The sequence below is a fragment of the Streptomyces guryensis genome, from assembly GCF_021261325.1.
GTDB lineage: Bacteria > Actinomycetota > Actinomycetes > Streptomycetales > Streptomycetaceae > Streptomyces > Streptomyces guryensis.
This window is the reverse complement of record NZ_JAJSBI010000011.1, coordinates 37,100-51,281: the sequence shown is the minus strand read 5'-3', so window position 1 is coordinate 51,281 and position 14,182 is coordinate 37,100. Positions and strand designations below refer to the sequence as shown.

Here is a 14,182-nt window from a genome sequence, read left to right as displayed (position 1 = left end):
CATGAGGGAATCCGCCACCTCCCGCGAAACCTGGGCGCGGCGCGGCAACCAGCGTTCGCCCCCGAGCACCCGCGGGCATGACCACTCCTCTAGTCCGGCTCCATGTAGGGGCGGCGGAAGACCGGCGCCTGACCAGTGCCCCACGGGCGTACGGCGGCCAGTGCCTGGGCGACCGCGGACTCCAACGGGCCGCTGGTATCGACCGCGACGGCCTCCGGCCACGGCGATTCCCGGGCAGCCATGGCGGTCGCGATGTCGAGGCCGGCGTCGGAGGGGCCGGGAGCGCGCATGGTCAGGCGGGCCGCTGACACGTCGCCCGGCACATGGCAGTGCAGCGCCACCAGGTCGGCGCTGGTGCGTTCGGCCATGCGCAGGGCCGCGTCACGCTGTGCCGCGTCGGACCAGGTGGCGTCCAGGACGACGGATTCACCGGAGGACAACAGGGTCGCCGCGCGGTCGAGCAGGGTGGCGTAGGTCCTGGCGGTCCACTCAGGGGTGTACAGGCCCTCGCCGTAGCCGGCCGCGGCGGACTGCTCCGCGGGGATGCCCGCCAGCTCCTTGCGAAGGCGGTCGCTGCTGAGCAGCGTCACGCCCAGCCGGTCGGCCAGGGCTCCCGAGAGAGTGGACTTCCCGCTGCCCGGCAGCCCGCCGACGAGCGTCAGGCCGACGGCGGAGGTGCGCAGGTGGCGCAGCGTCGTCGAGACCAGCCGCCGCGACGCCGTCTCCGCGCCCGGCGCGCCCTGGTGTGCCTGGATCAGGGAGACCTTGGCGCGGACGAACGCGCGGTAGGCGACGTAGTGGTGCCACAGGGAAGGGGGCGCGGGGTCGCCGGAGTACTCGCTGTACCGGGCGAGGAAGTACGCCGCGGCATCCGGTGCGCCGAGCTGTTCCAGGTCCATGGCGAGGAAGGCGGCGTCGTCGAGGCCGTCGACGTAGCGGAGGTGGTCGTCGAACTCCAGGCAGTCCAGCACGCGGGGGCCGTCGTCGAGGCAGAAGACGTCCTCGGCGAGCAGGTCGCCGTGGCCGTCGACCACCCGCCCCTGCTCGATGCGGGCGTCGAACAGCCGCTCGCGGCCGGCGAGGTAGCGGCGCGCGAGCCGCTCGACCTCCGTCACCCCGTCGGGGGCGAAGCCGTCGTCGGCCAGCTCGTGGACCTGCGCGAAGCTTGCTTCCCAGCGCGATGACAGAGCGTCCCGCGTGCCTTGTTCGTCCACGTCGCGGCTGTGGGGCGCTTCCGCGTGCCACGTGGCGAGGTGCCGGGCGACGGCCCGCAGGACATCGTCGACGGCGGCCCCTTCTCGTACCAGCCGGGAGAGGCGGCGGTCCGCGGGCATGCGGCGCATCACCACCATCGGTTCGGCTTCTGTGGCATCGGGGCTGCGGATCTCGCCCAGGCCCAGGTAGACGTCGGGGGCGAAGCGGCGGTTGAGAGCGATTTCGCGCTCGCACGCGGCCCGGCGAGCCGTCACCGTGGTGTAGTCCAGAAACCCCAGATCGACCGGCTTCTTGATCTTGTAGGCGCGGCCACCAGCGAAGAACACGATCGCGGTGTGTGTCTCGCATACCCCTGCGCGTGGCAGCGGCCGGTCGTCGTGCCAGGCACCGGACGGCGGCGCGGACGCCTCGGCCCGAGGCATCGGCCGGACCGATGTCCCGCGGAAGCCGTTCTCAGTCATGAGGAACGACGGCGACGGGGCAGCGTCCGTGATGAATGGCGGCCTGCGCCACCGGACCCAGGTGCGGCGCCAGGTCCGGACGATGCTTGCGCCGGCCGACGACCAGCAGAGCGGCGCCTTCGGCAGCCCGCACGACGGCCTTGGCGGGGCCGGCCAGACGGATGCTGTCGGCCACGTCCACCTGCGGATACTTCTCGCGCCACAGGCGCAGCACCTTGCCCAGCCGCTTCTGGGCGTCCCTCGTCATCTCCTCTGTGACGTCGTGATCCACCCCCCAGGGCACGCGTGCATGGAGCGGCACGCTCCGGCCGTGGACGGCCAGGAGAGGAGCGCCTCTGGCGGCAGCGGTGTGGAAGGCGAAGTCGAGCAGGTCGTCGGAGGATCCGTGCAGTTTCAAGGCCACGACCACGCGGCTCACGGATGCCTGGGGCGGTCCTTCCTCCTGGGCGTCGGCGCGGACCAGCACCACCGGCCGCTCGGCCCGTGCCGCGACGGGCATGCTGACGTCGCCCAGGAAGTAGCTCTCGACGGACTCCAGCCCCCGCGAACCGAGCACGAGCATCTCGGAGTCCGATGCGGCTTCGAGCAGGGCGTTCTGGGCGTCGTCGGCGACGAGGTTCCCGATGACGGACAGGCCCGGGTGGCGTGCCTGGAGCTCCGCCCGCGCGGTGTGGACGAGACGTTTCGCCCAGTAGTTCTGATCGACTTCCGAGGGGATGCTCGTCGGTTCCGGCACCAGCAGCGGCCACGCGTGCAGCAGGCGCAGGGTGAGCTTGCGTTTCTCCGCCTCGTCGGCAGCCCAGCGGGCAGCGGCAAGGCTCTCGGGTGAGCCGTCGAGGCCCACGGTGACGACTGGCTCCATGGCGGCGGTCTCCGTCTCGTAGGAAGCTGGAAACGACGGTGGATGACGGTGAACGAGTCCGATGGCGTGGATGGTCCGGACGGCGCCGACATGCCGAGTGGTGCGTTCTCTCATTCGAGGAGTACCCCAATCCCTTCCTCGGCGCATGTGGACCTGTGGAGGAGGTGCCTCGGGCGCGGAATCCGGTACAAGCGGAATCCGGTACAAGCGGAACCCGGTAGAAGCGGAACCCGGCACAGAGAGGAGACAGGGGTGGTGACGATTCCCCTGGTGGTCGGTGTCGACGGGTCGGAGGCGAGCCTGGAGGCAGTGGACTGGGCCGCCGCCGAGGCGGTCCGGCACGGGGTGCCGCTCCACCTCCTGCACGCGGTGGCCGGGGACCGCGAGGCGTCCGACGTGATCGGCGCAGCCTCGGAACGTGCCGCCAAGACTGCTCCCACAGCTCGGCTGTCGAGCGAGGTGCTCCACGAGGAGGCGGCGTCCGCCCTGGTCGTACGGGGGCGTAACGCCTTCGCGCTGGTGCTCGGGTCCAGGGGGCTCGGAGACCTCGCCGGGATGCTCCTGGGCTCGGTCGGCCTGGCCGTCGCCGCCCACGCCGACTGCCCGGTCGTCGTCGTGCGCGGCGGGGTGGAGCACCGGGCCGGCCGGTACGGGAACATCGTCGTCGGTGTGGAGGACGGGGAGGGCAGCGGTACGGCCGTGGAGTTCGCGTTCCGCGAGGCCCACGTGCGGCGCTGCCGGCTGGTGGCGGTGCACGCCTGGAGTGTCCCGGTCGGGAACCCCGGGCCTCCGGGCCTGTCCGGATACGCCCTCCAAGCCCTGCGACGCCCGCCGGCGCAGGTGCTCGCCGAGGCGCTGCGCGAGAGCGCGGAGCGGTATCAGGACGTGCCGGTGAGCAGCGAGGTGGTCGAGGGCCCGGCACGAGCGGCGCTCCTGGACGCCGCGGCCGGCGCTGATCTGCTCGTCGTGGGAGCCCGGAGGCGGCATGGGCACCTCGGTCTGCAGCTGGGGCTGGTCAACCACGCGGTGCTGCATCACGCCCCGTGCCCGATCGCGGTCGTCCCCCAGATCTGACCGGTGACGGGCGGGGTGGGCCGAGTGCCGGCCGACAGGGACCTTCGGCCCCGTGACCGAGTCCCACTGCCCTTGGAAGGTGGTGAGGAAGCCGGACGTGGCGGGGGATGCACCAGCGACAAGCTGGAGGCCAGACCATGAGCACTCAGGATTCGCCGCACGCATCCGGTCCGCACCGGCCGCACCAGGAGCAGCACCCGGCCAAGGGCGGGAACCCGCTGCGGCGTACGTCCGACCGCGTCGAAGCCTGGTGCTCGAGGTTGCTGCTCCTGCTGCTCGCCCTTGGACTGCCGCTGGCTTCGGTGACCGTGGGGCTGGCTGCCTACGACTCCACGATGCGCACCGTCCAGGCCCAGTCCGCGCAGCGGCACCAGATCACAGCGAGAGTGACCTCGGCCCCCGAGGCGGCACCGGGCAGTGTCGCGCACAACAAGCAGACTGCGCACGTGAGTTGGACCGGGAAGGGCGGCCGGCAGCGGACCGGAACCGCCCAGGTACCACTGGACAAAACCGCGGGTTCGACCGTGCGGATCTGGGTGGACCGGGAGGGAACCGTACAGGATCCACCGATGTCCGCGAGCAATGCGACAGCCACCGGCTGGCTGACGGGCGGCCTCACAGCGCTTGGCGTGTACGTCGGCTTCGTCGCCGCGCGCAAAGGTGTGCGGCTGGCGCTGAACTGCGGAAGGTACGCGCAGTGGGACGCCGAATGGGACCTGGTGGAGCCGCTGTGGTCCGCCCGGTTCCACGGGTGACAGGCCGGGGCCGGGGATGGCGTCCGGGAGGTGACGTCGATGTCCGATGCGACGACCACTGATCTGTACGAGGTCACGATGGCGATGTCGTACCTGAAGGAGGGCCTGACAGGCCCGGCGACGTTCAGTCTCTTCGTCCGTGACATGCCGCCCGACCGGGGCTTTCTCGTGGCCGCCGGCCTGGAGTCGTCGCTCGACTTCCTCTCCGGCTGCCGGATCACCGTCGAGGACGTCGACGCCTTCGCCTCCGCGCTGCACCGGCCCGCCCGCGATCTGGAACCGCTGCTCGGCATGGAGTTCACCGGTCAGGTCCGGGCGGTTCCGGAGGGGCGGATCGTCCTCGCGGGAGAGCCCCTGCTGGAGGTGACCGCCCCGCTCCCGCAGGCACAGCTGGTCGAAACGTACGTACTCGACCAGGTCAACCACCAGACGACGATCGCCTCGAAGGCCGCCCGCTGCGTCCTGGCCGCAGCCGGACACCCGGTCGTGGACTTCTCCCTGCGACGCGCCTTCTCCCTGCGACGCGCCCACGGCCCCGAAGCCGGCTACCAGGCCGCCCGGCTGAGCGCCGTGGTCGGCTTCGCGGGAACGAGTAACGTCGCCGCGGCCACCGCCGACGGGCTGACGGCCGTCGGCACGATGGCCCACTCCTACATCGAGGCGTTCGCCGCGGAGGAGGAGGCGTTCCGTGCCTTCGCCCGCTCGCAACCCGTTCCGGTGACGTTCCTGGTGGACACCTACGACACCGAGGACGACGTCCGGGCCTCGGACGCGGACCTGCGAAGCCGTGAGCCGAGCGCATCCGGACCACAGTGCTCCGTACCGGGATGAGGAGGAACGTGATGCCGCATACCGTTGAATGGAAGGTCCGCCTCTATCTCTTCGAGGAAGAGGGAACGACCAAAGCGCGTGTGGTGCTGGACACCGGAACCACGGAGCTCACCGGGCACGGTGCCGCACACCGGAACCCCGCCGACGCGGACGTGCCCGAGATCGGAGACGAACTGGCGGCGGGCAGAGCGATGCACGACCTCGGCCGGCAGCTGGTGGATTTCGCAGAGCGCGACATCGAGGGCGAGGACGCGCCCGCCACCGGGCGCAGTGCCCGGCCGGAGACCGGATGGCCGTTGCCGGATCAGACACAAGGAGGATGACCGATGACACTGCCCGTCCGTCATGGCAGGGGTGCTTTCCCGGTATGGGACCCCTTCCGCGAACTTGAGGAACTGCACACCCGCATGGACCGGCTGATGCAGTCCGCGTTCCCCGGTGGCGGTGAACCGGGAGTCGCCGGGGTGTGGGCGCCGCTGGCCGACATCGAGGACACCGAGGACGCGTATCTGGTGGAGCTGGAGCTTCCCGGCGTGGACAAGGACCAGATCACCGTCGAGGTCTCGCAGTCCGAGATCGACGTCCACGGCGAGATCAAGGAGAAGGAACGCGCCGGTGTGGTCCGGCGACAGGCCCGGCACATCGGGCAGTTCGACTACCGCACGAGTCTGCCGCCGAACTCGGACACCGAGCACATCAGCGCCGACCTGACCAACGGAGTGCTCACCGTGCGCGTTCCGAAGGCCGAGAAGGCCAAACCGCGTCGCGTCGAGATCACCGGCTGACTCGGCAACTGCGTATCGGGATCAGCGGCTGACTGCGCATCACCGTAACGGGGTCATGTGCCGTGGTGGGAAGCACGGGAGCCTTCTGTCCGGCACGCGATGTGCCCGGAGACCGAGACCACGCCGTCCACACTCCGGCACAGCCGCTCGATCACCGGGATCAGGGCCTTGGCCTCGACGGATCCGCCCAGGGCGACCTGCCCCTCGCGCACCTCGACCGTCACCTCCGAGGCAGCAGGGCCGAGTGTCCCGCGCAGTACGTCGACCGTGATTTCGTCGCGGATGGCGTCGTCGCGGCGCAGGAAGATCCTCAGCAGGTCACCGCGGCTCACGATGCCCCGCAGCCGGTCCGCCTCGTCCACCACAGGCAGTCGCTTGACGTTCTGGGCCGCCATGAGGCGAGCCGCCTCGATCACGGTCCACTCGGGACGCGCGCACACGGCAGGAGCCGACATCAGCTCCTCGGCCCGGGCACCTTGGGCCTTGGCACGCTCCCATTCCTCAAGGTGGGGGACCGGTGTCAGGCCGGACGGGTCGGCCTGGGCGGAGGACTTGCGCAGCAGGTCGGCCTCGGACACCACGCCCAGGGGGTGGTCGAGTTCGTCGACCACGGGCACGGCGGTGACGTCGTTCTCTGCGAGCAGCTTGACGATCTCCTTGAACGGCATGTCGCGCCTGGCCCGCACGACGTCCCGGGTCATGAGCTCTGCGACCGTACGGTGGTGCATGTCGCCTCTCCGTTCCCTGCGTGAGACAACCAGCGGTGCAGGTGCTGGACCTGCCCCTGAGCGGTCGTCCGGCTGTCCGGGGGCCGTCGGCTGTGTCCGGATCACCGGATGTCTCATCTCGTGCGTGGGCACGTCGTGCGTGGCACGTTGGGTTACAGCAACATTCTCAGGAAACGGTGGCGATCATGCGAGCTCAACTCGGCGACCAACTTGTGATCGAAAGCCCTTCCACCGGCGCCACCAGGCGCGATGGCGAGATTGTGGGACTCCACCACGAGGATGGCACACCGCCCTACGACGTGCGCTGGTCGGACACGGACGACGTGACGCTGGTCTTCCCGGGGCCCGACGCGCACATCCGTCACATCGAGCACGAGCACGGGCCCGGTAGCGCACACGAACCTGCCCGGCCACCCGGGGACCAGCCGGGCAGGCCGAGCAGCGCCCAGGCCCTTGCAAGCCCGCCGCGCAGGCCGCCCGATCCCGGTGACGTCGGCCGCCGCGTCGCCGCCGAACGCACGCGCCGAGGACTGACCCGTGAAGAGACGGCCCGCCGCGCCGGGATGGCACCGGCATATCTGGCGTACGTCGAAGAACGGCCGGCCAACCCGACCACCGCCAGTCTTGTTCGACTGGCTGACGCGCTGGGCACCACCATCGTCGCGCTGCGCGGCGGCGGCATGGATCTGCCGCCCGGACAGGGCGGTCAGGCGCTCCTGCATCCTCAGCTGCTGGACCTCGGCCCCGATGAATGCCGCGCCCGGTTGTCCGCGTACGGGGTGGGGCGCGTCGCGGTGTCGACATCGCAAGGCCCGGCGGTGGTTCCGGTGAACTACGAGGTCGCAGGCGATGCGATCGCGTTCCGGACCGCGCCGGACTCGGTCCCGGCGAGGGCAGTGGGGTCGGAAGTCGCCTTCGAGGTCGACCACATCGACGAGGCCATGAGCCAGGGCTGGAGCGTGCTCGTCGTCGGACCTGCGCGCGAGGTGACCGACCCTCACGAGGTGCGGGAGCTGGTCGATCGCGCCCACTCCAAGCCGTGGGCGGGGAGGGAACGCGAGATGTGGGTGTCGATCCAGCCGACCCGCATCACGGGGCGCCGTATCACTTCGGCCCAGAGGTGAGGGAGGAGCTCCTGTCTGCCCCGCCCTGAACTGCTGCAGGCTGGACCTCCCGCCTTCGGGCTTGGACCTTCCGCTTACGGGCTTGAGGGTTTGTCCCGGTTCCGCGTGAGTGGCGGACTCGGCGGTGAGGTGGGACTCGACGTCCACGACCCCCTCCACGGCGCGCACCAGGCGCACGGCGACCGAGATGAGCGAGGTGTCGCGGATGTGCCCGCGGAGGGTGACGACTCCCTCGTGCACGTTGATGTGGATGGCCGCTTGCCGTGCCGGACGGCCATGATCCTGGCCGCATGGGCCGCATGGGCCGCATGGGCCGCATGGGCCCCATGGGCCCCATGGGCCGGGTGACGTCGGGGTGGACGGTGATGGCGGGGGTGCTCATGAGCTCATCCGCCGCCACCGCGCCGGCCTTGGCGACGTCGGAGAGCCGTCGGCGCTGCTCGTAGAGGCTCGGGTCGCTCTCGCGGAACTCCTCCTTGGGCGTCGCGTCCGATCGCCACGACTGTCTGGGTCACCACATCGCCCACGACGTGCGGGGTGTCGGGCATGTCCAGGCAGCTCGTCCTGTCTCGTCAGGGCACCTCGCCCGCGCCGTGGGGCGCGTAGAGGTCGAGCAGGCGCACCCGGGCGGACCTGAGCCGGCGCGCGATCACGCCGGTGACATAGGTGCACAGCTCGTGGTCCAGCGCCGGGTCCTTGGCGCACATCTCACGGACCGCCGCCGCGTCGAACTCGTAGGCGCGCACCGGGCTGGCGGCCTCGGCCCCCATATGCCAGTGATGGGGAGGCACCAGCGAGGACCAGCCCAGCAGTCGGCCGACGCCGAGAGTCTCGATGACCGCTGCCTGCCGACCGGGCACGTGAACGTCGAGTGCGACCGTGCCCGTGTGGATGATCCAGAAACGGTCGGCTTTTCCGCCCTCGTTGAAGATGCGCTCGCCCGTCTCGAACGACACCTCGCGAGCGACTGCCATGAGCTGCTCGCGATGCTCCGGGGTCAGGGCGCCGAAAACGCCGGGCCTGGTCACCACGATGGCCTTCCCTTCTCCATGGCCTCGAAGGTGGAGGCCGGGCTTCGTGTCCGGTCGGCTTCGCATCCGGTCATGGACATCTCACCCTGTGGGCCGTGGTCTTCGTCGGCTTGAGGGCCGCGTTGGCGATGGGGTGCCTCACCGCTGTGTTCCTCCGGGCCGTAATTCCACGATCGCCGCAAACGGGCGTGGTGCAACCGGGACGGAGGTCTGCTCCCGAAGCCGATCGCCTGCACATCGCTGCGTCCGGCGCGGAAGGTGCCCAGCTCCGCAAGCCGGAGCTGAAGGTGTCGAGTGAGGTGCCGCCCGACGACGCCGCGTCCGTGTTGCTGCACGCGGGCCATGATTCCTTTGCCCTGATCACGGGTTCTCGCGGCCGTGGCGAGCTCACCGGGATGCTGCTGGGCTCGGTCAGCCTCACGGTCGCGGCCCGCGCCGTGTGCCCGGTCATCGTGGTCCGTGGCGGGGAACGGAACCGGCAGGGCTCCTTCGGCCGGATGGTGCTCGGGGTCGGCGGTTCCACCGAGGGCTCGGCCGCCGTACGGTTCGCCTTTCACGAGGCCGAGGTGCGCGGCTGCGTCCTGGATGCCGTGCGGGCCTGGCGCTCCCCTGCTCATGAGCACATGGATCAATCTCCCTCAGACTCCGTCCGGGGGACTCCCAGCTCGAAGGCGCCGCCAGTGTCCACGAGGAACGCGCCTCCACCCTCACCGAAGCACTGCGTGACGCGGTACGGGATCACCCCAGGGTCGAAGTACACCGCCGGGCGGTGGAAGGCCCCGCCCACAAGGTCCTCCAGGACGCTGCGGCCGACGCGACCTGGTGATCGTCGGCGCCCTGCGACGGCACGGCCACTTCGGCCTGCAACTCGGCAGGGTCGCCCACGCCCTGCTGCATCACGCCGAGTGCCCGGTGGCCGTCGTCCCGCAGCGAGCCTGAACTCCCGCACGTGCGGTGGCGGGAGAGGGTGAGGCCGACGGATGTCGGAGTGGACCTGGGAGTACGAAGGGTACGACCCCGCCGCCGAGCGGCTGCGCGAGTCGCTCTGCACGCTGGGCAACGGCCACTTCGCCACCCGCGGCGCGGTGCCCGAGTGCCGAGCGGGAGTCGACCGTGGCGGGGCGCCAGGCGATGAACGAGGACCTGGTGAACCTCCCGAACTGGCTGCTCCTGCGGTTCCGTCCGCGCTCCGCCGAGGGAGCGGCGGGCCGGTGGTTCTCTCCCGACGTACGGCAGCCCTTCGACCACCGGCACACCCTGGACCTGCGCCGCGCCACGCTGACGCGCACGTTCTTGTTCCGGGCCGGCGAGGCGGGCGTGCTGAGGGTGCGACAGATACGCCTGGTGCACATGGCGCGGGACATACGGCGCGTCACGCTGGGCCGTCGTCGGCGTGGAGGGCAAGGCGGGGGCAGGCGAGGACCGCCCGGCGGGTGTGGGTGCGCAGATGGTCGGGGACGGCTCGGTCCTTGATGACGGGGTAGCCCCATTCGTCGAGGTCGATCAGTTCTGGGAGCAGTTCGGCGCACAGGCCCTGGCCCGTGCAGGCGATGCGGTCGATGCGCAGGGTCCGGGCGGGGGTCATCGCCATGTCTCCGGGGGCGAGGCGGCTGGAACGAGCAGCCGGGGTGGTCGGCTGGCGGCGGGGCAGGCGCCCTGGGTGAGGTGTTGGTCGACGTCGTCGGCGAAGGTGCGCAGGGCGGAGGCGGCGAGGCGGGCGGCACCGTCGGGGTGGCGGCAGGCTCCCCTGTCCGGCAGCAGACCGATCCGCCGGTGCAGCCGGGACAACAGGTCCCGCGTCGGCCTGTCCGGCGGCCAGCGCGGTGAAGTCCTCGGCCACGGCGGGCAGCCCGAAGTGGCAGGGGCCGCACTGGCGGGCGCTGTGGGCGGCGAGGTAGGCGAGGATCCGGGCCGTCTCGGTCAGCCCGCAGCCTGAGTGGGGGAGTGCGACGAGTACGCCCGCGCCGGGTGTGGCGCCCAGCGGAGCGAGGTCGCGCCGGGTGAAAGCCGTGTGCACCTGCTTCATGGGGAGCCAGGTGCCGGCGAAACCACCGAGCAGGACTGCCTGCAGGGCTTCGGTGCGGCCTCCGGCGAGGTCGAGGAGCATGGCGAGGGGCATGCCGAGCGCGACCTCCAGGACACCCGGGGCGGCGACGCTGCCGGAGGCGGTGACGAGCGTGGTGCCGGGCTCGTCCGGGGTCCCCGCCTGCCGGAACCAGTCGGGTCCGTGGCGGGCGATGAGGGCGAGGTGGGCGAGGGTCTCGGCGTTGTGGACCAGAGTGGGGCGGCGGCCGATGCCGCGTTCGTGGGTGCGTGGCGGGCTGCCCTGAGGGCGGGCCGGGCCGCCGTTGAGCCAGCGCACCAGGGAGGTCGACTCGCTGGAGACGTAGGCGTGCGGCAGGGCGTGCAGGCGCAGCCGAACCCGGTCGAGGCGGGCGCGGCGGCGCTCCTCCACGGCGGCGGTGAGCTGGGAATACTGGATGGAGCGGGTGCGGGGCAGGCACACGTGGACGGTTTCGGCGCCGACGGCGGTCGCGGCCAGGACGGCACCGTCCAGGACGAGGTGGGGTGCGACGGCGAGCAGGAACTGGTCCTTGCGGCTGGCGGGTTCGCTCTCCATGGCGTTGACGACGACCACGGCGCGGCCACGGCGCTCCGCGACGGCACGCAGTTTCCGGGCGGTGGGGAACCCGGCGCCGCCGCGTCCGGTGAGCCCCGCAGCCTCGACGGCCTCCACCAGCGGCATGGACTCAGGGCTGCCGAGGGCCATGGCGACCGGGGCCGGCCCGTAGCGCCGGAGGTGATCGGTGAGGGTGGCCGGCCGGCCGGTGGCGTACCAGCCCGCCAGCAGTCGGGCGCCGGTGGGGGAGTCCGGCTGGGGTGTGAGGTGGTGGGGCGCGAAGGGAGCGGCGGTCGAGGAGTTCACCGTCCACCCCCGAGCAGGACCGTCGTCGCGGCGGCGCGCTGGGCCCAGCCGGGCTGCAGCGGCCCCGTGGCGAGGAACGCCGCCAGCACCACCGGTACGGCGGTCGCGGCCACGGCGGCCACCAGACGCCCCGCGGCCCGTCCAGGGCCCGCCTTCGCCAGGCGCCACCACACGGCACCGACCACCGAGGCCAGGCAGGCGGCGTAGAGCCACAGCTGGAGCGGGAGCCGGGTGTCGGTGCCGGTCCCGACGCCGTGGAAGAGGGCGAGCGGCCACGCCGCGTACGTCAGCCAGTGCACCGCCTTCCAGCGCCGCACCCCCAGCCGCAGCCGCAGTGCGCTGGTGACCAGCACCGCCAGCAGCAGATCGAGGGCAGCCGTGCCCAGCCCGAGCCAGAGCGGACGGTAGGACGCCCCGAACGGCACCAGGGACACCGCCCATCCCAGGTGCACGAACGGATCGAGCACCGCGGTCACCACGTGCACGGCGAGGAACACGAGGGTGAGCAGGGACAGGTTGCGGTGCAGCAGGCCGATCTCGAACCGGCCGATCCGGCGTGGCGCGGAGCGCCCGCCGGAGGTGATCCCGAGCACCAGGGTGGCGGTGAGCAGGATCAGGGAGAGGGTGCCGCTCGCACGGCTGGCGTACCACAGGGGGCTGCCGGTCAGAGCCAGGGTCGTCATCGCCATCCTCCCCGGGCGGGAACGTGGGAATCGGGCGGCCAGCCCCCGAGGCGTACGACCTCGCCGTCGAGGCCGACCAGCCGCACGGGCAGGGCGGTGCCGCGCAGCCAGGCCTCGGCCCGGTCGCCCAGCACGATCGCGGCGGTACTGGCGGTGTTGGCGTCCACGCAGGTGGCGGACGCGACGGTGACCGTGCGCCACACGGGCGCGGCGGGCTCACCGGTGGCCGGGTCGACGATGTGGTGCAGGGTGCGCCCGTCGCGCCGCCAGGTGCGCACCCGGATGCCGGAGGTCGCCAGTGCGCCACTGGTCACGGTGACAGCGGGGACCTGCTCCGTGACGGGCTGCGCGTGGTCGTCGGCGAGCGCGATCCGCCAGCCGCCCTCGGGCGCCGGCCCGGCCGTGGCCAGGTCGCCTCCGAGACTGACCAGGACCCCGCTTCCGGTGACGGCGGCGGCGAGCCGGGCGGCGCGGTCGGCGGTGAGAGCTTTGGCGGTGGCACCCAGGTCGAGTAGGGCGTGCGGGGGCAGGCGCAGTCGGCGAGTGCGTGGGTCAAAAAGGATGCGCTGCCAGCCGGGCACCGGACGTGCCACGGGCAGGGGGCGGGCGTCGTCGGGGCGCAGGGAGGCGAAGGTGCAGTCGTAGCCGAGCGCGATCACCGCGCTGCCCACGGTCGGGTCCACGGCGCCGTCGGTGATCCGGGCGGCACGCAGGGCGGTCTGCAGAGCCTCGGCGAAGCGCTCACTCACCGTCGTAGGGGAGCCTGCGCTCAGGTTCACGCGGGTGAGTTCGGAGTCTGGCCGGAAGCGGCTGCACGTGAGGTCGACGGCGGCCAGTTCGGCGCGCAGGACCTCTTCCGCCGCGGGCAGCGTGCTCGGGACGGTCACGAGCAGGGCGGCCGTGGTGCCCAGTGCGGGGAAGACGGTCTGCGCTGGTGACGGGGTGCGCGTGGTCATGACGCCCCCGTCGTGGTGTGCGGCTGCTGCTGGGTGGCGGCGGGCGGCTGCGCCGGGGGCTGCGGTGTCGGCTGCGTGACCGGCGCCGCGCCGCCGTCGTCCTCGTGGTCGCCCGCCTCCCCGTGTTCCCGGTCGCCCCCTCCTGTGGTCGCGACGGTGGAAGCGGCGGAGTGCTGCACGGCTGGGCCCGGCGGCGCGGAGGCGGCCGAACCGCCCGGCAACAGGTGGGTGAAGAGGCCGCCCAGGGCTGCCGCACCGGCCACGGCGGTGACGGCGATCCACCGGTTCAGACGGCGGCTGCGCCGCAGGCCGTTATCGCGGGAGCGCGGGGAACCGGCGGGGGAGGGCGTGTGGTGGAAGTCGTCGGACGGGGGTGCCATGGCGGGGCTCCTGGTGAATCGGCGGCCCGAATCGGCTGCGTGCACCTCCAGGCTGTGCTGACGGCGCGGAGGAACTTGCTCACGTCTTCTTCAGAACAGGTAAAGATCTCGGTGTCCCACCGTGCGGGTCCCGTCGCCTTCAGGGCCCGGTGGTCCGATTCGGGCCGCTCTTCAACGACGCGACACCGTGTTCGTGCCCGCGTTCCGGCCACAGTGGCAGGCAGATCCAGTACGACGGTCAGCCCGCCCCCTGGGGTGTCCTCGAGGTGTGCCGTGCTGCCGTTGGAGGTGACCATCCCCAGAAGGCGTAGGCGACCTCGTGGCGCCCCGGCGGGCGGCCTCGAGCACAGGGGCGCGCCCGAGACCGATAC

At 71.9% G+C, this 14,182-nt stretch carries 14 protein-coding genes and 4 pseudogenes; 9 read left to right on the top strand and 9 right to left on the bottom strand.

Annotated features, from left to right (window positions below; genetic code table 11):
* Positions 1-89: 89 nt before the first annotated feature.
* Positions 90-1,637 (bottom strand): bifunctional aminoglycoside phosphotransferase/ATP-binding protein, encoded by a 1,548-nt coding sequence (locus tag LJ657_RS22430; protein WP_232650729.1) that lies wholly within the window; start codon positions 1,635-1,637, stop codon positions 90-92.
* Between the two features lie 31 nt (positions 1,638-1,668).
* Positions 1,669-2,538 carry a universal stress protein gene (locus tag LJ657_RS22425; RefSeq protein WP_232650526.1) on the bottom strand — a complete coding sequence of 290 codons (870 nt, stop codon included), beginning with the start codon at positions 2,536-2,538 and terminating at the stop codon, positions 1,669-1,671.
* Between the two features lie 255 nt (positions 2,539-2,793).
* On the opposite strand from LJ657_RS22425, the gene LJ657_RS22420 reads away from it, so the two are divergent.
* The 5 genes and pseudogenes from LJ657_RS22420 (at position 2,794) to LJ657_RS22400 (ending at position 5,983) form a co-directional block, all read left to right on the top strand.
* Entirely contained in the window at positions 2,794-3,612 is an 819-nt protein-coding gene (locus LJ657_RS22420) for a universal stress protein (RefSeq protein ID WP_232650728.1), read from the top strand.
* A gap of 137 nt (positions 3,613-3,749) precedes the next feature.
* Positions 3,750-4,367, top strand: coding sequence for an Rv1733c family protein (locus LJ657_RS22415; RefSeq protein ID WP_232650525.1), 618 nt, complete (start codon positions 3,750-3,752; stop codon positions 4,365-4,367).
* A 39-nt stretch (positions 4,368-4,406) separates the two neighbouring features.
* Positions 4,407-5,189 (top strand): annotated as a pseudogene (locus LJ657_RS22410) (nicotinate phosphoribosyltransferase); the annotation flags it as partial.
* A gap of 20 nt (positions 5,190-5,209) precedes the next feature.
* On the top strand, positions 5,210-5,521 hold the full coding sequence (locus tag LJ657_RS22405) for a DUF1876 domain-containing protein (RefSeq protein WP_232650524.1): 312 nt from the start codon (positions 5,210-5,212) through the stop codon (positions 5,519-5,521).
* Between the two features lie 3 nt (positions 5,522-5,524).
* Positions 5,525-5,983 (top strand): Hsp20/alpha crystallin family protein, encoded by a 459-nt coding sequence (locus tag LJ657_RS22400; RefSeq protein ID WP_232650523.1) that lies wholly within the window; start codon positions 5,525-5,527, stop codon positions 5,981-5,983.
* Positions 5,984-6,036: 53 nt separating this feature from the next.
* Here the strand turns inward: LJ657_RS22400 and LJ657_RS22395 are convergent, their stop codons facing one another.
* Positions 6,037-6,711: a CBS domain-containing protein gene (locus LJ657_RS22395; protein WP_232650522.1), complete on the bottom strand. Its 675-nt coding sequence runs from the start codon at positions 6,709-6,711 to the stop codon at positions 6,037-6,039.
* Between the two features lie 185 nt (positions 6,712-6,896).
* Between LJ657_RS22395 and LJ657_RS22390 the strand changes: the two genes are divergently transcribed.
* The gene (locus LJ657_RS22390; protein ID WP_232650727.1) at positions 6,897-7,835 is read left to right on the top strand and encodes a pyridoxamine 5'-phosphate oxidase family protein; all 939 of its coding nucleotides are present in this window, start codon (positions 6,897-6,899) and stop codon (positions 7,833-7,835) included.
* 183 nt (positions 7,836-8,018) lie between these two features.
* On the opposite strand, the pseudogene LJ657_RS48650 reads toward LJ657_RS22390, so the two are convergent.
* Positions 8,019-8,075: pseudogene (locus LJ657_RS48650) on the bottom strand (hypothetical protein); the annotation flags it as partial.
* Positions 8,076-8,407: 332 nt separating this feature from the next.
* Entirely contained in the window at positions 8,408-8,863 is a 456-nt protein-coding gene (locus tag LJ657_RS22380) for a Crp/Fnr family transcriptional regulator (protein ID WP_372487959.1), read from the bottom strand.
* A 131-nt stretch (positions 8,864-8,994) separates the two neighbouring features.
* On the opposite strand from LJ657_RS22380, the pseudogene LJ657_RS49020 reads away from it, so the two are divergent.
* The 3 genes and pseudogenes from LJ657_RS49020 to LJ657_RS22370 all read left to right on the top strand — a co-directional run.
* A pseudogene (locus LJ657_RS49020) lies at positions 8,995-9,267 on the top strand (adenine nucleotide alpha hydrolase family protein); the annotation flags it as partial.
* A 421-nt stretch (positions 9,268-9,688) separates the two neighbouring features.
* Entirely contained in the window at positions 9,689-9,805 is a 117-nt protein-coding gene (locus tag LJ657_RS49015) for a universal stress protein (RefSeq protein ID WP_372487952.1), read from the top strand.
* A gap of 41 nt (positions 9,806-9,846) precedes the next feature.
* A pseudogene (locus tag LJ657_RS22370) lies at positions 9,847-10,222 on the top strand (glycoside hydrolase family 65 protein); the annotation flags it as partial.
* Positions 10,223-10,238: 16 nt separating this feature from the next.
* Here the strand turns inward: LJ657_RS22370 and LJ657_RS49010 are convergent.
* From LJ657_RS49010 to LJ657_RS22340, 4 genes are read right to left on the bottom strand one after another with little or no spacing between them, the layout of a single operon-like run.
* A complete protein-coding gene (locus LJ657_RS49010; RefSeq protein ID WP_372487951.1) occupies positions 10,239-11,792 on the bottom strand; it encodes a ferredoxin in 1,554 nt (517 codons plus the stop codon).
* Positions 11,789-12,475 carry a ferric reductase-like transmembrane domain-containing protein gene (locus LJ657_RS22350; RefSeq protein WP_232650521.1) on the bottom strand — a complete coding sequence of 229 codons (687 nt, stop codon included), beginning with the start codon at positions 12,473-12,475 and terminating at the stop codon, positions 11,789-11,791. The genes LJ657_RS49010 and LJ657_RS22350 overlap by 4 nt, the downstream gene beginning before the upstream one ends.
* On the bottom strand, positions 12,472-13,431 hold the full coding sequence (locus LJ657_RS22345) for an FAD:protein FMN transferase (RefSeq protein WP_232650520.1): 960 nt from the start codon (positions 13,429-13,431) through the stop codon (positions 12,472-12,474). Before LJ657_RS22345 ends, LJ657_RS22350 begins: the two co-directional genes overlap by 4 nt.
* The gene (locus tag LJ657_RS22340) at positions 13,428-13,811 is read right to left on the bottom strand and encodes a hypothetical protein (protein ID WP_232650519.1); all 384 of its coding nucleotides are present in this window, start codon (positions 13,809-13,811) and stop codon (positions 13,428-13,430) included. The genes LJ657_RS22345 and LJ657_RS22340 overlap by 4 nt, the downstream gene beginning before the upstream one ends.
* Positions 13,812-14,182: the final 371 nt, after the last annotated feature.